Source organism: Kurthia massiliensis (assembly GCF_000285555.1).
GTDB classification, from domain to species: domain Bacteria; phylum Bacillota; class Bacilli; order Bacillales_A; family Planococcaceae; genus Kurthia; species Kurthia massiliensis.
In genome coordinates this window covers 41871-60789 of record NZ_HE610996.1, presented here as the reverse complement: position 1 = coordinate 60789, position 18919 = coordinate 41871, and the positions used below count along the sequence as shown (strand labels likewise).

At 38.6% G+C, this 18919-nt stretch carries 15 protein-coding genes and 1 other annotated feature; of the genes, 12 read left to right on the top strand and 3 right to left on the bottom strand.

All coding sequences use genetic code 11. From position 1 onward, the window contains the following. Positions 1 to 25 precede the first annotated feature (25 nt). From KMHG_RS00710 to KMHG_RS00680, 6 genes are all read left to right on the top strand, one after another. Positions 26 to 2092 (top strand): sensor domain-containing diguanylate cyclase, encoded by a 2067-nt coding sequence (locus tag KMHG_RS00710; protein ID WP_010285951.1) that lies wholly within the window; start codon positions 26 to 28, stop codon positions 2090 to 2092. After that, complete coding sequence (locus tag KMHG_RS00705; RefSeq protein WP_010285941.1) at positions 2085 to 2750, top strand: response regulator transcription factor; 666 nt, start codon at positions 2085 to 2087, stop codon at positions 2748 to 2750. The genes KMHG_RS00710 and KMHG_RS00705 overlap by 8 nt, the downstream gene beginning before the upstream one ends. Continuing rightward, positions 2747 to 4174 (top strand): HAMP domain-containing sensor histidine kinase, encoded by a 1428-nt coding sequence (locus tag KMHG_RS00700; RefSeq protein WP_026021958.1) that lies wholly within the window; start codon positions 2747 to 2749, stop codon positions 4172 to 4174. Before KMHG_RS00705 ends, KMHG_RS00700 begins: the two co-directional genes overlap by 4 nt. 209 nt (positions 4175 to 4383) lie before the next feature. Further along, positions 4384 to 7176 (top strand): 2-oxoglutarate dehydrogenase E1 component, encoded by a 2793-nt coding sequence (locus tag KMHG_RS00695; RefSeq protein ID WP_010285937.1) that lies wholly within the window; start codon positions 4384 to 4386, stop codon positions 7174 to 7176. Positions 7177 to 7208: 32 nt separating this feature from the next. Beyond that, positions 7209 to 8471, top strand: a complete 1263-nt coding sequence (odhB, locus tag KMHG_RS00690) for a 2-oxoglutarate dehydrogenase complex dihydrolipoyllysine-residue succinyltransferase (RefSeq protein ID WP_010285935.1) — start codon at positions 7209 to 7211, stop codon at positions 8469 to 8471. 214 nt (positions 8472 to 8685) lie between these two features. Beyond that, entirely contained in the window at positions 8686 to 8946 is a 261-nt protein-coding gene (locus KMHG_RS00680; RefSeq protein ID WP_010285932.1) for a hypothetical protein, read from the top strand. Between the two features lie 9 nt (positions 8947 to 8955). Here the strand turns inward: KMHG_RS00680 and KMHG_RS19500 are convergent, their stop codons facing one another. The 3 genes from KMHG_RS19500 to KMHG_RS00665 all read right to left on the bottom strand — a co-directional run bounded on the left by KMHG_RS19500 (position 8956) and on the right by KMHG_RS00665 (position 11720). Beyond that, a complete protein-coding gene (locus KMHG_RS19500) occupies positions 8956 to 9411 on the bottom strand; it encodes a KTSC domain-containing protein (RefSeq protein ID WP_010285930.1) in 456 nt (151 codons plus the stop codon). A 154-nt stretch (positions 9412 to 9565) separates the two neighbouring features. Continuing rightward, positions 9566 to 10726, bottom strand: coding sequence for an RNA-guided endonuclease InsQ/TnpB family protein (locus tag KMHG_RS00670; protein WP_010285926.1), 1161 nt, complete (start codon positions 10724 to 10726; stop codon positions 9566 to 9568). A 139-nt stretch (positions 10727 to 10865) separates the two neighbouring features. Next, positions 10866 to 11720, bottom strand: a complete 855-nt coding sequence (locus KMHG_RS00665; protein WP_010285924.1) for an ADP-ribosyltransferase — start codon at positions 11718 to 11720, stop codon at positions 10866 to 10868. A gap of 304 nt (positions 11721 to 12024) precedes the next feature. Here KMHG_RS00665 and KMHG_RS00660 point away from each other — a divergent pair, with 304 nt between their 5' ends. From KMHG_RS00660 to KMHG_RS00635, 6 genes are all read left to right on the top strand, one after another. Beyond that, the gene (locus KMHG_RS00660; protein WP_010285920.1) at positions 12025 to 12462 is read left to right on the top strand and encodes a Dps family protein; all 438 of its coding nucleotides are present in this window, start codon (positions 12025 to 12027) and stop codon (positions 12460 to 12462) included. A gap of 454 nt (positions 12463 to 12916) precedes the next feature. Further along, complete coding sequence (locus KMHG_RS00655; RefSeq protein ID WP_010285918.1) at positions 12917 to 13099, top strand: hypothetical protein; 183 nt, start codon at positions 12917 to 12919, stop codon at positions 13097 to 13099. Positions 13100 to 13211: 112 nt separating this feature from the next. Continuing rightward, the gene (locus KMHG_RS00650; RefSeq protein WP_010285916.1) at positions 13212 to 13988 is read left to right on the top strand and encodes an ABC transporter ATP-binding protein; all 777 of its coding nucleotides are present in this window, start codon (positions 13212 to 13214) and stop codon (positions 13986 to 13988) included. A gap of 71 nt (positions 13989 to 14059) precedes the next feature. Continuing rightward, positions 14060 to 14295, top strand: a binding site (T-box leader). Positions 14296 to 14354: 59 nt separating this feature from the next. Next, positions 14355 to 15920: a 2-isopropylmalate synthase gene (locus KMHG_RS00645; protein WP_010285915.1), complete on the top strand. Its 1566-nt coding sequence runs from the start codon at positions 14355 to 14357 to the stop codon at positions 15918 to 15920. A 111-nt stretch (positions 15921 to 16031) separates the two neighbouring features. Then, entirely contained in the window at positions 16032 to 16829 is a 798-nt protein-coding gene (locus KMHG_RS00640; RefSeq protein WP_010285913.1) for an HNH endonuclease, read from the top strand. A 485-nt stretch (positions 16830 to 17314) separates the two neighbouring features. After that, positions 17315 to 18919: a (2,3-dihydroxybenzoyl)adenylate synthase gene (locus KMHG_RS00635; protein WP_010285910.1), complete on the top strand. Its 1605-nt coding sequence runs from the start codon at positions 17315 to 17317 to the stop codon at positions 18917 to 18919.

The window sequence follows — 18919 nt, the reverse complement described above, 5'->3', positions numbered from 1 at the left end:
GATCAGAAAAGGGAGACATTAAAATATGAGTGTTCTGTCTATTGAGGCACAAATGACGGCACTATATGAACATTGTGATCAAATGGTTTTCTTGATGAAGCGTCGAGAACCTTCGATATATGAATATGTTTACGTCAATCCTGTAGCATTAGAAATATTTGATACGTCCCCAATCGGGAAAACGTTACAAGAAGTTCATTTAAGTGAAGAGACAATTGCAACGGTTGCAAATTATTATGAGCAATCCATTACAGAAAACCGTCAAGTGACATATCGTGATTTTTATTTGTTTGCAGATGCAAAATATACAAATGAAACGACAGTTTGGCCGGTCAACATGTTAGATGCTACCTATCTGTTAGCAATCTCAAAAGAAATGTCCACACATAAAGTGTTAGAAGAAGAACAACATTTTTTATCGACATTGTTTTTAAAACAGCACAATCCAATGATCGTCATCACACCAGATGGCGTTGTGTTGAAAGCGAATAAAATATTTTCAAAAGTATTTGATACGGAACATAAAATCAAAAAAGGGCAGCAGTTAAAAGCCTATAATGAACATCAACGTAGTGTATTAAAACGTCTATCAGAATGTGTACAACGTTTAAAAAATGGAAGTACACGAGAAACAATTCGTATGCATGGGGTATATGACGGCTCTCAAATTCAATACAAAGTTGTCGTCATGCCGATCATCATGGAAAAAAAGCTCGTCGCCATTTCATTTGAATGGATTGAGCAAACAGATGCGCAACATTTAGAAGATACGTTAAAAGAAACGAGTTTTTTACTAGAAAGTTATAAACAAGCGCTGGAATCTGCAACGAACTTTTGTATTACCGATATAGATGGCGTCATTGAATATGTGAGCGATGGCTATGTACATTTAGCAGGCTATAGTCCAGGTGAATTAATCGGTAAAAAGACATCGTTGCTAAACTCTCGTCAACACGACAATGTATTTTTTAAGCAGTTATGGGATACGATTAATCGTGGCGAAATTTGGAAAGGTGAGATTTGTAACCGTTCTAAAAAAGGGACACATTATTGGGCGCATACGACGATTGTTCCTGTGAGAGATAAAGATGACCATATTAAAAACTTTGTTTCCGTTTGTGTCGACGTTACAGAACGTCGTGCGCTATTATCAAGTCTACAAAGCATTGAAAAAACATTTAATTTGATCACTGAAAATACGAATGATTTTATTTCGATTGCAAACGAAGATGGTATTATCTTATATGTATCGCCGAATCATGAACGCTATTTAGGATATTCAAAAGATCAATTAATCGGCAAGTTTTATACCGACATTTTAGCAGATGAAAGTAGAGCGTTATTATGTCGAGAAATGCGAAATGTTATAACGGAGGAACAAGAGTTAAATATCGAACTTGAGATGAAAGCACGCAACGGTGAAACGATTTGGACAGAAGCTTACATTACAGGTGTGCAAGATCCAATTCGAGAAGAAGTTTACCAATTTGTATCGATTGCTCGAGAAATTACCGAGCGTAAACAAAAAGAAGATGAGCTACGCTTCCTTGCTTATCATGATGCGCTCACAATGTTACCGAATCGACGTTATTTGTCGCTGCAATCGGCAAATATTGAAGAAGAGGCAGAAGCATTGAACCAGTCAATCGTTGTCATGTATATCGATGGTGATAATTTTAAAGCGATTAACGATCAATATGGCCATGATGTAGGGGATGAATTTATCCGTCAGTTTGGCCGGGCATTAAAATCTAGCGTGCGCGATAGCGATTTTGTCTGCCGAATTGGTGGCGATGAGTTCGTTGTCGTCTTAACGCGTATGACAAGGAATGCGACAAAGCGTGACGCACAAATTTTAAATACAATCAATCGCGTTCAAAAAATATTGTCTACAGGCTGGGAAATTAACGGCGATCATTTTTCACCGACATCTTCTATCGGCATTGCTACGTATCCAGAACATGGTCGTAAAGTAGAAGAGTTATTGGAGAAAGCGGATGCGGCATTGTATTTAGCGAAAAATGTAAACGGTAAAAATTCATACCGCTTTGCAGAGCAAGATGAATTTAATAGGAGGCAGGACTTTGAGTAAGTCGATTTTATTAGTCGAAGACGAAAAAAGCATTGCACGATTCGTACAATTAGAACTGAAGCATGAAGGATATGATGTAACAGTATGTTATGACGGACGCAATGGTTTAGACGCGGCATTAAAACAGACATTTGATTTAATATTACTTGATGTGATGCTACCGGAATTAAATGGGATTGAAGTGTGCCGCCGAGTGCGTGCACAATCTTCGGTCCCTATTCTTTTAATTACAGCAAGAGATGCTGTGATGGACCGTGTAGCAGGATTAGATGCAGGTGCAGATGATTATATCGTTAAACCGTTTGCCATTGAAGAATTATTGGCGCGCATTCGCGCTTCATTGAGACGATCAACCGTAGAGACGATTGCAACACCTACATTATCAATTCGAAATGTCATATTAGATGAAGCGGGATATACCGCGACTGTCGATGGTCAGCCATTGAACTTAACGAAAACCGAATTTGATTTACTACAATTATTAATGCGTGCGAAAAACAAAGTATGTACGCGAGAAATCATTTTAGACACTGTATGGGGGTATGATACAGATGTAGAGACGAATGTCGTCGATGTGTACATTCGTCATTTACGTGCAAAATTGCCACCCAATATGATTGAAACGGTACGTGGCGTCGGGTATGTGATTCGCGAATGAGACAGTGGCAACAGCAAGTACGTCGCTTGTCACTTCGGAAAAAATGGGCGTTTATGTCGGCAACTGTATTGTTTATTAGCTTTACAATCGTCTGTTGTGTGTTTTACGTCGGTATTCATAGTTGGTTGTTGAACGAAGAAAAGAGTTCGGTAAGCCGTTCTATGGATGATTTAACGAGCTTTTTCGAGTCGAGAGGCACAAATGTTACATTAGATGAAATTGAGCGCAATCGAGGGCTTATGAATTCGATTATTGATAAAAATCAAACAGTACGTATTTTAAATCACGATGGCATTGAAATTTTACGACTAAATGATACAAGTGAAGAAATACCGGAGATTCCAACGAGCGTGCCAGCGACAGGCTATACGATACAGCAAGTAAAAGTAGATGGTGAAAAAAGTTTCGTCGCAACAGGGCATTTACAATTAGGAAGTTTTCAAGGCTATTTACAATTAACGCACCCATTAAAATCACTCCAGTCGTTAATGCAATATTTATTAACAGCGATGCTATTGATGGGCGTTATTGCGTTAATTGCTTCATGGTTGATTAGTGCGGCTCTCGCTTCGATAATGTTGCAACCGATTAAGCGTTTATCGAAAGATATGAAACGTGTTGCAGCGCATCAATTTGAAGAACCGATTCAAGTAACTGTAGAAAGTGAAGACGAAATTGGGGATCTTGTACGAGTATATAAACAAATGATGACAGAATTGGAAAGTGCTTTTTTGCAACAACAACGTTTCATTGCTGATGCGAGTCATGAGTTGCGCACACCGATTCAAGTGTTAGAAGGACATTTATCAATGATTCAACGATGGGGAAAAGATGAACCAGATGTGTTAGAAGAATCATTAGAAACATCGATTACAGAAGTGCATCGTATGAAACAGTTAATAGAAGAATTACTTTCATTAGCAAGACGGGAACCGAAAGACAACACAAGTGCGGTAGAAGTCGTAGTACAAACTGAAAATGTCATTGATGAATTGCAAACAATTTCACCAAATAGTGAAATAAACCTTCATTATAATAATGAAAACGATCGTATGCAACGCGTTGCGATTTCAGAAAATGCGTATCGTCAAATTTTGCACAATTTAGTTCAAAATGCGATTCGATACAATTCTTCTATACCTCGCATTAACATTTACTTGACTTTTGATTCTAACAATTGCACAATCGTAATCGAAGACAATGGGATAGGGATGTCACCAGAATCTTTAGAGCACATATTTGAACGGTTTTATCGCGTCGATAAAGCTCGTTCTAGAGAACACGGTGGGACGGGTCTTGGCCTAAGCATCGTTAAAATGCTCATTGAGAAATACGATGGAAAAATGAAAGTTTCTAGCGTATTAAACGAAGGTACAACTTTCACAATTTCACTGCCTCTTTTTTTCCTGCAAGAATCCGGTTAATTCTAAACGAAATAAGTCTTTCAAGAGAAAATATGCTAGTTTTGAATTAAATTATTGAATTTTTTGTGAGGAGTAGTAAGATTGAAGTGTGAAAGCGTTTGTATTGTAGTGGCTTAATATGCCTATACGTACAAATGGTAAAATAATATATAGTGGATTTTTTGATTTAATCGAAGTGCCACTTAGGCAAAATAGTTGGAGGTAATCTCATGACAAACAGCAATCCTTGGTCTGCTTTCTCAGGTCCTAACCTTGGTTATGTAATGGATATGTATGATCTTTACTTAACTTCACCAGAAGAAGTAGATGCAGAACTTGTCGCTTTATTCGAACAATACGGTGCACCTGTAGACACTACTGCAACAGCAGCAACTACAACAGCAGCGGCAAATACAGGCGATATCCAAAAAGTATTAGCAGCGGTACAATACGCAGATGCAATCCGTCAACACGGTCACTTAGCAGCTGATATTTACCCTCTACACAACCAAGAATTAGATACAACTCGTATTGAAGCTAGCGCTTACAATTTATCAGACGCTGACTTACGTGCGATTGACGCATCAGTACTTCTTAATAACGTACCTGCAAACGTTAAAAATGGTTTAGATGCTATTAATTACTTAAAAGCTATTTACACTGACAAAATCGCTTACGAATTCAATCAAGTTGTCGGTCAAGACGAACGCGCTTGGATCCAATCTAAAATTGAAAGCGGCGCATTAAACGCTCCACTATCAGCTGACGATAAAAAAGCAGTTTTAGACATGTTAAATAAAGTTGAAGGCTTTGAGCAATTCTTACACAAAACTTTCGTAGGGGTTAAACGTTTCTCTATCGAAGGTGTTGATGCACTAGTTGTGTTAATCGAAGAAATTATCAAAGGCGCAGAAGACAATGGCGCGAAAAACATCCAAATCGGTATGGCTCACCGTGGTCGCTTAAACGTGTTAACTCACAACGTTCACAAACCATACAAAATGATGCTTTCTGATTTCGCTCACGTTCCTGCTGAACTATTCGTTCCTGAAGACGGTTCATTAAAAGTAACAACTGGTTGGTCAAATGATGCGAAGTACCATTTAGGTGCTACTTACAAATCACCAAAAGGCACTACAATCGGTCTTGCTTACAACCCATCTCACTTAGAAGTTGTTAGCCCAGTTGTAACTGGTCAAACTCGTGCTGCACAAGACGACACTTCTAAACCAGGTACACCAGAACAAGACGCTAAAAAAGCACTTGCTATCTTAGTACACGGTGATGCAGCATTCGCTGGTCAAGGTGTTGTAACTGAAACAATGAACTACTCTCGTACAAAAGGTTTCGGTACAGGCGGTTCTATCCACATCATCGCTAACAACATGATTGGTTTCACTACTGAACGTTTCGACTCTCGTTCTACAGTTTACTCTTCAGACCCTGCAAAAGGTTACGAAGTACCAGTAATCCACGTAAACGCTGACGAACCAGAAGCAGTTGTACAAGTTGCACGCTTCGCAGTAGAATACCGCGCTAAATTCGGTAAAGACATTTTAATCGACTTAATCGGTTACCGCCGTTACGGTCACAATGAAATGGATGAACCAATGATCACAAACCCTACAATGTACAACATCGTTCACAACCATGAAACAGTTCGTGCATTATACGGTAAAAAATTAGTCGCTGAAGGCGTTGTAACTGAAGAACACGTTGCACAACTTCAAAAAGATATTAAAGCTGAATTACAAGCTGATCTTGACTACATTAAAGAACAAGGCGCTGGCCAACACGCTCATTCAGAAATGCCTGAAGCAGTAGCAAAAGGTTTCGAAATCGTTGAAACTGGTGTTGAACGCGAACGCTTAGAAAAAATGAACGAAGAATTACTTCAATTCCCTGAAGGATTCAACGTGTTCAAAAAATTAAAGAAAATCTTAAACCGTCGCCAAGATCCTTTCCAAGGTAAAGGTAAAATCGACTGGGGTCACGCTGAAACACTTGCTTTCGGTACAATCATTCAAGATGGTCACCCAGTACGTATTACTGGTCAAGATGCACAACGTGGTACGTTCTCTCAACGTCACTTAGTATTACACGATGAGAAAAACGGTAATGAATACACACCACTTCACGGTATTTCAGGCGCGAAAGCTTCATTCACAGCGATCAACAGCCCATTATCTGAAGCATCTATCGTAGGTTACGAATACGGTTACAACTTACAAAACGAAAACGCTCTTACAATTTGGGAAGCACAATACGGTGACTTCGCAAACATGGCGCAAGTGATGTTCGATAACTTCATCTCTGCAACTCGCTCTAAATGGGGCGTACGTTCAGGTGTTGTATTATCATTACCTCACTCTGCAGAGGGTCAAGGTTCTGAACATACATCTGCTCGTCTAGAACGTTTCTTACAATTATCAGCTGAAAATAACTGGACAGTTGTTATGCTTTCAAGCGCTGCAAACTACTTCCACTTATTACGTCAACAAGCTGCTATCCTTGGCACAGACGAAGTTCGTCCATTAGTTATGATGTCTCCAAAATCACTTCTACGTAACCAAATCGTAGCTGCTGATGTTGAAGAATTAACTACTGGTAAATTCCAAAAAATCATCGAACACCCAACTACAGGTAAAAACGTTGATGCAGTGGAAAACATCGTACTTGCTTCAGGTAAAATGGCAATTGACCTTGCTGAAAAAATCGGTGACGGCGAAGGCTTCGACCACTTACACCTTGTACGTGTTGAACAACTTTACCCATTCCCAGAACAAGAAATTGCTGAAGTATTCGCGAAATTCCCGAATGCTAAAACAATCAAATGGGCTCAAGAAGAACCTAAAAACATGGGTTCATGGTTCCTTGCAGATCCATACTTACGCGAGTTAGCTACAGATGCTCAAGAAGTTAAATATATCGGCCGTCCAGCATTATCTTCTCCAGCAGAAGGCGAAGCTGACGCATATAAAGCTGCACAAGCAATCGTAATCGAAGACTCATTATCTAAATAATTTTCGGGAAGACCGAACAGGAGGAAATTAAAGTGATCGATATTATCGTACCAGAATTAGCAGAATCTATCACAGAAGGTGAAATCGTACGTTGGGTTAAAAACGTAGGTGACGCTGTAGAAAAAGGCGAATTCATCGTTGAATTAGAAACAGATAAAGTAAATGCTGAAATCATTTCAGAAGAAGCTGGCGTACTTGTAGAAGTATTAGCACAAGAAGGCGACGTAGTAGAAGTAGGCGCTGTTATCGCACGCGTTGATCCAAACGGTTCTGCTTCAGCTCCAGCTGCTGCACCAGCTAAAGAAGAAAAAGCTGCACCAGCACCTGCTAAAGAAGAAGCTCCAAAAGAAGAAAAAGCTGCACCAGCACCAGTTGCACCAGTAGTAGAAGAAACTTCTTCAAACGACCGTGTAATCGCTTCTCCAGCTGCTCGTAAATTAGCTCGTGAAAAAGGTATCGACCTTGCTGCAATCAACCCAGTTGATCCTCAAGGCCGCGTACGCGTACAAGACGTTGCTGCTCACGGTACAGCTCCAGCTGCACCTGCAAAAGCTGCTGCACCAGCACCAAAAGCTGCACCAGCTGCAGACGAATCTCGCGTAGAAGTAGTAAAAATGACTCGTCGTCAAAAAGTTGCTGCTACTCGTTTACTTGAAGTATCTCAAACTACTGCAATGTTAACTACATTCAACGAAATCGACATGACTAATGTTATGGCACTTCGTAAACGTAAAAAAGATGCTTTCATGGAAAAACACAACGGTACTAAACTTGGCTTCATGTCATTCTTCACTAAAGCTGTAACTGCTGCACTTAAAGCATACCCAGCTGTAAACGCTAAAATCGTTGGCGATGAAATCCACTACAACAAATTCTTCGATGTAGGTATCGCTGTTTCAACTCCAGACGGTTTAGTAGTACCAAACGTACGTGACACTGATCGCAAAAACTTCGCTGAAATCGAAGGCGACATCGCTGATTTAGCTGTTAAAGCACGTAACAAAAAATTAGCTTTATCTGACCTTGAAGGCGGTTCATTCACAATCACTAACGGTGGTGTATTCGGTTCATTAATGTCTACACCAATCATCAACGGCGACCAAGCTGCAATCCTTGGTATGCACAACATCGTTCAACGTCCAATCGCTGTAAACGGTGAAGTTGAAGTTCGTCCAATGATGTACGTGGCTCTTTCTTACGACCACCGTATCATCAATGGTAAAGAATCTGTTGGTTTCTTAAAAATGGTTAAAGAATTAATCGAAAACCCAGAAGATTTATTATTAGAAGCTTAATTAGCCGACAGGATGAAGGCTAGTCAAGCGTTGCAAACACGACGTTTGCGAACTTAGCTTGACTTCCTTTATAAAGGTTAATGCGTTCTCGTAATTTCATAAAAAAGAAAGCCTCCGAGCAATCGGGGGCTTTTTTGTGTGCATATAAATGGATTAGCATGAACGTAGTTGGGTACATACATAAAGGATAACGTTCATAAAGGAGATGATACTTATGCATAAAGAAGACATTGAAAAGTCTATATTATTAGCACTATATCAAAAGAAAGAAGACGCTCATAAACAGATAGCGCCTATTTACGCGAATACCGAAGTAGATTTAGCAACGATTGCACAAGTCGTTGAAACGTTAGAACGAAAAAACTTAATTCGTGACGCTCATATTCAAAAAGATGGTGGGGAAATTCAAATGATTTCGTTGAATACAGTCAAAATATTGCCCGCAGGAGAAGCTATTTTAAAAGATTCTTTGTAAAGTAGGGCGTTACCCTTTTGGTGGATAAGGATCGTTACCATAGCTATCTTTTTGACGAATACGCCCGTCTTTCCCGTGAATCACTAATTCAGCACGTTCTAACTTAGCACGTGCACGACCGATACGAATGGCAAGTTGTTGCGTATCGACGACGCGAAACGCTTGTTCATTTCCTGCAATTTTAATTTGCCAACCACCGTCTTGATGAGGCGTTATGTGCACATCTCGGTGTTCTGCTTTTTCTTCATTATCAGCTATTTTTATTTTTTCGAATGTATATTGACCCCGAATATTTTTCATATGATATTTCCCATGAGAAGGGGCTTTTAAAAATGCTTCGTACACTTCTTTTGGAACGTTTGCGTAATCATAGGTGCCATTTTTAAATTGAATGCGTAATGTGTTAGATGATTCGTCATAGCCTGTTGCAATAATGTGACTCGAAATAAGTGGTGTCATATCCATATAGTTAGTGCCTGCTACTAAAAACATATACAAAAGTATACATCTAGCTTTTTCCTGCTTCTCAGAATGCGTCCTCGGCACTTGCTCCCTACTAACGTTTCGTGTCACTCTCCACAGGCTTCAATTCCGATGTAGCCCACCGTACTATATTCATTTAAACTGACACGAGCAATTCATATTGTGTAGCTTGTTTTAAATTCATGGCAGCGTTCAAGTCTCGATCTAACACTTTATGACAGTTCGTGCATTCATAAACGCGTTCTTTCAATGTTAAATCTACTTTTTTATGACCACAGACGCTACACAATTTAGAACTCGGATAAAAGCGATTCACAAGGCGCAATTCAATGCCATACGCTTCGCACTTCATTTGCAACTTCGTTCTAAAATTGAAGAAGCCTTGCTGTGCAATCGCTTTTGATAAGTGTCTGTTTTTCATCATACCTCGAACATTTAAATCTTCTAGTGTAATGAATGCTGGTTTGGTTTTTACCAAGTCATTCACAATGTGCTTCTGGTAGTTTTCTCGAATATTCGCTAGACGCTGATGTAACTTTTGTACGCGACAAATTTGTTTTTGTCTATTTTTAAAGTAGCAGTTTTCACCTACCTTTTTGTTTTGTTCATAACTTCTGCTCAATTTCCGTTGAGCTTGTTTCAATCGTTTTTCAAGCTTTCTTACTTTATCTGTTTTATTGATATTTTTATAAACCTTACCGTTACTCATAATGGCAAAATCTTTGATCCCTAAATCAATACCAATACCTTCTGATTCATATGTTTGCTTAGAACACTCAGGCACTTCGCATAAAACAGAAATATAGAATCGGTCAGCTTTTTGTGATACTGTACCGCTTTTGATGACAGCATCTTTCGGAAGATAACCATATTCTTTCAATGTTACCCAGCCGAGCGTCGGCACTTTGATTTGATGGCGTTTCACTTCAAAATCGGTCTGATTATTTTTGGGAAAGTAAGCTTTTATATCTTGACGTGCCTTTTTCTTAAAACGAGGATATTTACTCAGCCCTTTAAAAAAGTTTTTATACGCACGTTCTGCATTCATGATGGATTGTTTAACAGCCTTACTTGATACGGATTTAATCCACAAATCTTGTTGACGCTGCTTCACGTGCACATTATTTAACCATTTTGAAAAATCATATCCACTCATAAAGGGTCTGCCTTCTTTATAGGCAGTTATATTTGTTGCAATATACATGTTGTAGACATAACGACATACACCAAAAGTTCTGATAAGTTTTTCACGTTGCCGGTCAGTTGGTTTTATTTCCAGCTTATAAGCCCGCTTCATTCCTTAGCATCCTTTCACCTGATTTTAACGAGATATCATTTTATACATATATACCCATTTGTCTATTTTTTTGTCTACTGTTTTATTACTCCTTTTACATAAGGCTACCCATTTTTAACACAATATCTCAGACTAGTACTTAATTTTTTAACACATGAACGGTAATCCATGTTTGATCGGTCTTTTTTTCAATTCCAGTAACGATAAATTTTGTGCCACGTTTTAATAACATCTCTTGTTCATTTTCATAATCTGATATTTTATAAAGCGGTGCTGCATAGTTACCTTTTGGCAGTTGCACTTTAACGACGGCATTCGTCCCGAAACCGAGAATTCCTTCTTTTATAAGTGAGGTAGATAAATAGCCTTGGTCGCTATAACGCGCACCGATATGCAGTTTACCTTTTGCTAAACCGTATTTAAATGTTTTTAATTTTGTACCACGCCAAAGCGTAACCGCATAAGGGTTTTGAAACTTTGCAAGTGCATGATCGATTGCTTTAATGCGGTTGTCTGTATATGGTGTTGGCTTTTCAATGCCGCGTAACGAACCGTTGATTGCCATAAAGCCACTCGCTGCGTAATCTTTCAACGACACAGCCTGATTTTTCGTCAAGTTTTGTCGCCATTTGATTTCAAGCTGATCCAACTTTTTCTTTTGAGCAGTAGTAATTGTTTTAACGCGATTTGAATACGTAAAGTTTGTTGCTTTTGTAACGAATAGTTTACCTGCTGGTTGACGTTTATGATGAATCGTAATAGGTGTTCCTAATTGAGACATCGGCGCTTTCAGTGTGACTACTTTATTTTCTTTGAGCGTAAATGAGCGCACGACAGTTTGGTTTTTTTCGTCGACAATATCTACTTCAATCGGTTTGTTCGTTACAGCGACGCCTTCTGTAGTGCTTTCTGTTGCGGCAACCGCTGTTAATTGATGAGGCATTGTAGTGACAACAGCACCAAACATGAGTAAATAACATAAAACATATTTCATTTCATAACACGACCTATCTATTTAAAGTAAAAATCTATTCCTAAAATTGTTAATTATACCCTCATTATCGTTGAAGTCTAATTTTTTGACAATGAGCAGTTAAGACTGAATTTAAAATATTGCATATGAGACCTCGGTGGAATCGTTGTAAAAAAAATTCGTGTTAAAAATTTAATGAATAAATGCTGTATTCACTATTTTTTGTGGAAATACGCTATTTTGAACTAGCTTGTGTGTCATTTTATGTTTTTGATGCGTAATTTGTGGAACAGTATAGTATCAGTTAAAAAAAGGGGTTTTGGATATGAATCAACAAGTTATTGATGTATTAAACAAACAAGTAGCAGACTGGAGCGTTTTATACGTGAAGCTGCACAACTATCACTGGTACGTAAAAGGAAGCGACTTCTTTACACTTCATGCGAAATTTGAAGAACTGTATACAGAAGCAGGGGCGCATATTGACGTCATTGCAGAACGTATTTTAGCGATAAAAGGTGAACCAGTTGCTACAATGAAAGAGCATTTAGCACTTTCAACGATTGAAGAAGGCACTTACGAAGAAGATGCAAAACAAATGGTCGCTGCGATCACAAAAGACTTTGAAGGTTTGTTAGAAGATTTAACAAAAGGTATGGAAGTAGCGCAACAAGCAAACGATGAAATGACATCAGATTTACTGTTAGGTATTCATACAGAGTTAGAAAAACACGTATGGATGTTAAAAGCGTTCTTAGGATAGTGTTCAAAGACGGATGTTTTAATAACATCCGTTTTTTTGTGTCCTTTTTTTGAATAAATAGTACTCGCTAGTCTATAAAAACATTAAAAAAATATAACAGATAGCAATTAAAGATAATCTGTTATATATCAAAAATGTGATATTTAATTTATTTATTCTGACAATTAAAGAATTGCATCATTGATTGATAACCTCGACATACAGTAAATCATTACTAGGAAATATGGAAGGAATTTTCAAAATAATTATAGAAAAAGTGGTTTAAATAACAAGAAAACGTTATCAAAGGGCTAAAAAATGTAATATACATATTTGTGTCACAAAGTCAAATTTTTTCGAGCGAAAATAGTAGATTTTAAATGAGAGACCTTGTATGATGTAGGTAACAAGAAGGAACGTTACATCGTAGATGATGTTAAATAATAATACAGAAAACAAAAGGAGAATGATACAGATGATGAACAATTCAATTCAACAATATGTAGACCAAATGGAAGGCCAATTACTAAACGACTTAGCAATGAACGACGAAGCTAGCCTTTACGATATTGCTTCTGGTATGATCGAAGCTTCTGAAGAAGACATGATGGATATTTGCCAAGCGTACGAAGTTGTAAAACATAACTTAATTGGCTAATCAATGAATGAGAGAGACGGTGTGCAAATGCGCACCGTCTTTTTTGTGCAATCATTGATTTTTTAAAATAGCAGATGTACGCTAATTTTAGAAAAGAAAAAGGGGGATTTTCATGGTCATTCATTTACGAGATATTACGCTTCGTAGAGAAGGTAAACAAATTTTAGACGGTATTAACTGGGACGTCGAAAAAGGTGAGCACTGGGCGGTGTATGGTATGAACGGCGCTGGGAAAACAGCGCTATTGAATATGCTATGTGCATATTATTTACCGTCTACCGGCGAAGTCGAAGTTTGTGGACGTACATTCGGTCAATCTATTTTAGGAGATGAACTACGTCGTAAAATTGGTATCGTTTCTGCAGGGCTTCAACAAATGTTGCACGAAGATGATAACGCTTTTGAAATTGTATTAAGTGGTGCATTTGCTTCAATCGGTTTATACGAACGAGTAACAGATGAGATGCGTACACGTGCGATTCAAATTTTACGTGAGTTAGGCGCTTATGATTTCGCAAATCAACCGTACAGCGTATTATCACAAGGAGAAAAACAACGTGCTTTATTAGGACGCGCCTTAATGGGTGAGCCGGAGTTGCTTATTTTAGATGAGCCAGCGACAGGATTCGATTTCGTTGCAAGAGAACAACTATTAGATACGATTGAACGTATTGGGAATTTAGAAAATGGTCCGACGATGTTATACGTGACGCATCATTTAAATGAGATTTTACCGCAATTTACGAAAACGCTTTTATTAAAAGATGGAAAAGTATTCGCAGCGGGAGATACGAAAGAAATTTTAACGTCAGAAACGATGTCAGAATTCGTGCAAATGCCTGTTGATATTACGTGGCAAAATGATCGTCCGACGATGACGAGAAAATAATTTATTATTATTTTTCTGAAAATTGTTGACATTCAAAATACTTACCGCTATGATGATATCAAGCTAATATATTACATGCAAAGAACGGAAGTAGTAAAAGTGAACTTTCTTTTCAGAGAGCTAATGGTTGGTGAGAATTAGCAAGAAAGCACTTTGAACTCGTCCGGGAGCACATTATCTGAAAAATTAGTAGGATAAGCGCGTCATACCCGTTATCGTATGGAGCTTTCAAAAGCTCATAAAGTGGAGCGATATATTACATTCGCTCAATTAGAGTGGTACCGCGAGTTAACACCTCGTCTCTATTGTAGAGGCGAGGTGTTTTTTGTTTATAAAAATGTGAAAACGGAAGAGGAGTGTTGAACGATGTCGAGAAAAATTTGGTTATTTGATACAACGTTACGTGATGGAGAACAAGTACCTGGTGCAAAGCTAAATATTTATGAAAAGCTAGAGGTGGCCCAGCAGTTAAAAAAATTACAAGTTGATATTATTGAAGCAGGATTCCCGGCATCGTCAGAAGGAGACTTCCAAGCCGTGAAACAAATTGCACAGCAAGTTGGGCATACAGATGATATGATGATTACCGCACTTGCTCGTGCTGTCAAAGGAGATATTGATGCCGTTTATAACGCAGTGAAATATGCGGAAAATCCGATGATTCATATGGTGCTAGGTACATCTGATATTCATGTTGAAAAGAAATTTAGCAAATCGAAAGAGCAAATTTTACAAATAGGTGTAGACGCAGTGAAATATGCGAAAACGCTTTTACCACAAGTGCAATATTCTACAGAAGATGCATCTCGTTCGGATTTTGAATACTTATGGTCAACGATTGAAGCGGTCATTAAAGCAGGTGCGACGATGATCAACGTGCCAGATACGGTTGGTTGGGCAGTACCAGAACAATTTGGTGAGTTAATTTATAAACTGAACGATCGTATTAAAAACGTCAATCCAGATGTATTGTTAAGCGTGCATTGTCATAATGACCTTGGAATGGCTACAGCGAATACACTACAAGCTGTCAAAAATGGTGCAGATAAAGTGGAATGTACGGTGAATGGTATCGGTGAACGTGCCGGTAATGCTGCACTTGAAGAAGTCGTCATGGCGTTATCGACACGTAGTGATTACTATGATGCATTTACGAATGTAAATAAGAAAGAAATTATGAATACGTCTAAAATCGTTTCTAGCTTAATGGGATTAGATGTTCAAGTGAATAAAGCAATTACGGGAGATAATGCATTTGCGCATTCATCAGGTATCCACCAAGATGGTTTATTAAAATCTCGTGACGCTTATGAAATTATTCATCCGACAGAAGTTGGTTTAGACGATATGGAACTAGTGCTGACAGCGCGTTCTGGCCGTCACGCAGTGAAAAATGCGATTCAAAATCTTTCAATTGATATTACGGATGAACAATTTGAAGGTGTATTTGAAGATTTCTTATCGCTAGCCGATGCGAAAAAAGAAGTGTACGATCACGATTTATTCATTCTTGTTGAAGATTATTTACGCCGTACAGACAAAGCGGTGACGTTCGAACAGCATGCAGATGATTTCTATGTATTAGATGACATTCAAGTAATTAGTAACCCGATTTTCCCATCAGCGACGATTAAAGTATCAAAAGGTCAAGAAGTATATAAATCAAGTGCGGTCGGTAGCGGTCCAATTGATGCGCTTTATACAGCATTAAAAGAAGTAATCGACGTTGATTTTGAAATGATGGAATATAAAATTTCAAGCGTGACACGTGGTAAAGAAGCGCTTGGTAAAGTGAAAATACAAGTGAAATACGGCGATAAAACGTACATTGCGAAAGCGACGCATACAGACGTCATTCGCGCGAGTGCAGAAGCTTATATTAACGCAGTCAATAGTGTTATCGTCGAACAATTTGTCCCAGCAGAAGTATAACTGTTCATAGAAAGAAGAGGTGATGGTAACTCGTCACCTCTTCTTTTCGTTATGTATTTAAATTTCATCTGTTGTAAAATAGAGGTAACAAATCAAGCTAGGGGGGATTTCATGGATTTAGGAAAACGTCTCGGTAAAGGATTAGGAAATGTCGTCGATCGCTCTATTAAAACAGGTGTATCACTTGCAGGAAAAGGTATTCAATTAACGCCGTTAAAAGAAGCAGGTAAATGGGTAGAAGATGTTGCACCATTACTTGGCCAAGCAACGGGGAATACGGTGAAACTAGCAGGTACGGTCGTTGATGGTACCGTAACAGCAGGTTCTGGACTCGTTCGTCGTAACGAATTGCACGTTGAAAAAGGGCTAGGCGATTTGAAAAAAGCGGGTGATTATGTCGTACGTGACATCGCTGGTACGCTCACAAATGTGACAGAACAAGGTGTAGAAATCGTGAAAGGTGTTGCTTACAAAGATCGTCCTCGTGCAACGAATGGATTAAAGTCACTCGGTAAAACAGTCGTAGCTGGTTCAGCGGGGACAGCATTTGATGTAGATGAAGATGTCGCGCCCGCAACGAAGCCGGCATATGTAGCCCGACAAGACGATTCATCATTTCCACAGTTTACAGCTGTATTTGAAGTGAGATTGCCGTCAGAATTATATAAAGTGGCAAACAAAAAGCAAATCGCTTACTGCAATGCACAACTTGAAAAAGCAGTTGCGACAGATGAAAGTTTGCAAGAAAAGCTAATGATGACCGAACTCGATCGTATTAATTTATCACACGGTATGACACCAGAACATTTCGTTTGGCATCATCATGAAATTCCTGGTGTGATGCAGCTTGTAGATGAAGTAGAACATAATCAAGTGCCACATATGAGTGCAAAGATGATGTGGCGTTAATAATAGAAACCAATTTTTCTTGATGATTTTGATCCAGAAAAATTGGTTTTTCTTTTTATATGGAGATTTAAGGAAAAATGACATAAATGATTCGCTATCAAATTTTTATATCAAAAGACTCTAAATTACGATATGGACATTTATCTTTTGAATTTTTTTAAGTGCGAAAAAACATTGATATGACAATGTTTTATACAAATAAAAATGGATATTTATCGGAACGTATTTTTGATATCTAGCCACGTAATTGTCTGCATATGTACAGGTCGTAAAATCGCATACTCATGCATGTTGGAAAGCGCTAGTTTATACATTTTTTTACGCTATTGCTCGTCATGACGAAAAGGATGAAAAAGGAGAAAAAGTCATTTTGAGTAATTTGTATGATTTCGATTAGAGTTTATTGACCACCTCCTAAAATGAGGCATATACTGAGTTCAAATCCCAAATGAAAATGATTCTCAATGAAATTAGGAGGTAATACTATGTTAGAAGGCTTTACACCATGGCCAGAAGCGCGTGCAACATTTTATCGTGAGCAAGGTTGTTGGGAAGGGAAAACATTAGCGCAATTGCTAGCAGACCAAGCGCTACGCCATCCACAACACATTGCTGTGAAAGAAGGAACACGTCAATGTACATATGAAATGTTATGGCAGCGTAGTCAGCAATTAGCGGCTGGTTTGAAATCGTTAGGCATCGAGAAAGAAGATCGTGTTGTCGTACAGTTGCCTAATACGATTGCATTTGTAGAAACGATTTTTGCATTGTTCATTATCGGTGCTTTACCAGTATTTGCGTTGCCTGCGCATCGTTACAATGAAATTCAATATTTTTGTGCATTTTCAGAGGCGAAAGCATACATTACGCAACGTACGTATGATCAATTTGATTATGAAACAATTGCGCATCGTGTGAAAGCAGAAGTGGCTTCACTACAACATGTCATCGTTGTAGGTGAAACGACATTTACATCATATGATACGTTATTTAGCGAACAGTGCTATACACATATAGATGCAACGAGCAGCGATGTCGCTTTTTTACAGCTTTCTGGAGGTACGACGGGTCTTTCTAAACTTATTCCTCGTACACATGATGAATACATATATACGCTCAAAAAAAGTAATGAAATTTGTCGCGTGACAGCTGATACAAATTTTTTAGTCGTATTACCGGTTGCCCACAATTATCCGATGAGTTCACCGGGGATACTAGGTGTCATATACGCAGGTGGAACGATTGTAATGAGTCAAACAGCGAGCCCAGACGAAGCGTTTCCGTTAATTGCTCAAGAGCGTATTACGATGGTTGCACTCGTACCACCGATTGCAATTCATTGGTTATTTGCTAAAAAAATGCGCACTGATGATTTATCGAGCTTACGTGTAATGCTCGTTGGTGGGGCGAAATTAAGTGTAGAAGTAGCGAAGCAAATTGAGCCATCGTTCGGTTGTCGATTACAGCAAGTGTTTGGGATGGCAGAAGGACTCGTGAATTACACGAGACTAGATGACCCAATCGAAAGAATCGTGACGACGCAAGGAAAGCCATTATCACCATTCGATGAAATTAAAGTCGTCGATGAAGAAGACCGCGAAGTACCGATTGGGACGTCAGGTTTTTTACTCACGCGCGGACCGTATACAATTCAAGGCTATTACAAGGCACCAACGCATAACGCGAAATCTTTTACCGCAGATGGATTTTATCGAACAGGCGATATCGTCTCAGTCGATGAAGATGGCTATATTACAGTGACAGGTCGCGATAAAGATCAAGTGAATCGTGGTGGAGAGAAAATTGCCGCAGAAGAAATTGAAAATCATTTATTAGCGCATCCGGCTGTAAAAGATGCAGCAATCGTCGCGATGCCTGATCGCTTTTTAGGGGAAAAAACGTGTGCTTTTATTGTGAAGCATCAAGCCGTTGATAAGAAAGCATTAATCGACTTTCTTGCTCATCGTGGAATCGCTACGTATAAAATACCAGACCGTATCGAATGGATCGACGCTTTCCCACAAACAGCATTAGGAAAAGTAAATAAAAAAGCATTACGTCAAAAAATCGAACAAATAGTAGGGGTGTAA

Coding starts and splice junctions, on each gene's coding strand:
- KMHG_RS00710 (WP_010285951.1), top strand. CDS start 26: ATGAGTGTTCTGTCTATTGAGGCACAAATGACGGCACTATATGAACAT.
- KMHG_RS00700 (WP_026021958.1), top strand. CDS start 2,747: ATGAGACAGTGGCAACAGCAAGTACGTCGCTTGTCACTTCGGAAAAAA.
- KMHG_RS00695 (WP_010285937.1), top strand. CDS start 4,384: ATGACAAACAGCAATCCTTGGTCTGCTTTCTCAGGTCCTAACCTTGGT.
- KMHG_RS00680 (WP_010285932.1), top strand. CDS start 8,686: ATGCATAAAGAAGACATTGAAAAGTCTATATTATTAGCACTATATCAA.
- KMHG_RS19500 (WP_010285930.1), bottom strand. CDS start 9,411: ATGGATATGACACCACTTATTTCGAGTCACATTATTGCAACAGGCTAT.
- KMHG_RS00670 (WP_010285926.1), bottom strand. CDS start 10,726: ATGAAGCGGGCTTATAAGCTGGAAATAAAACCAACTGACCGGCAACGT.
- KMHG_RS00665 (WP_010285924.1), bottom strand. CDS start 11,720: ATGAAATATGTTTTATGTTATTTACTCATGTTTGGTGCTGTTGTCACT.
- KMHG_RS00660 (WP_010285920.1), top strand. CDS start 12,025: ATGAATCAACAAGTTATTGATGTATTAAACAAACAAGTAGCAGACTGG.
- KMHG_RS00655 (WP_010285918.1), top strand. CDS start 12,917: ATGATGAACAATTCAATTCAACAATATGTAGACCAAATGGAAGGCCAA.
- KMHG_RS00650 (WP_010285916.1), top strand. CDS start 13,212: ATGGTCATTCATTTACGAGATATTACGCTTCGTAGAGAAGGTAAACAA.
- KMHG_RS00645 (WP_010285915.1), top strand. CDS start 14,355: ATGTCGAGAAAAATTTGGTTATTTGATACAACGTTACGTGATGGAGAA.
- KMHG_RS00640 (WP_010285913.1), top strand. CDS start 16,032: ATGGATTTAGGAAAACGTCTCGGTAAAGGATTAGGAAATGTCGTCGAT.
- KMHG_RS00635 (WP_010285910.1), top strand. CDS start 17,315: ATGTTAGAAGGCTTTACACCATGGCCAGAAGCGCGTGCAACATTTTAT.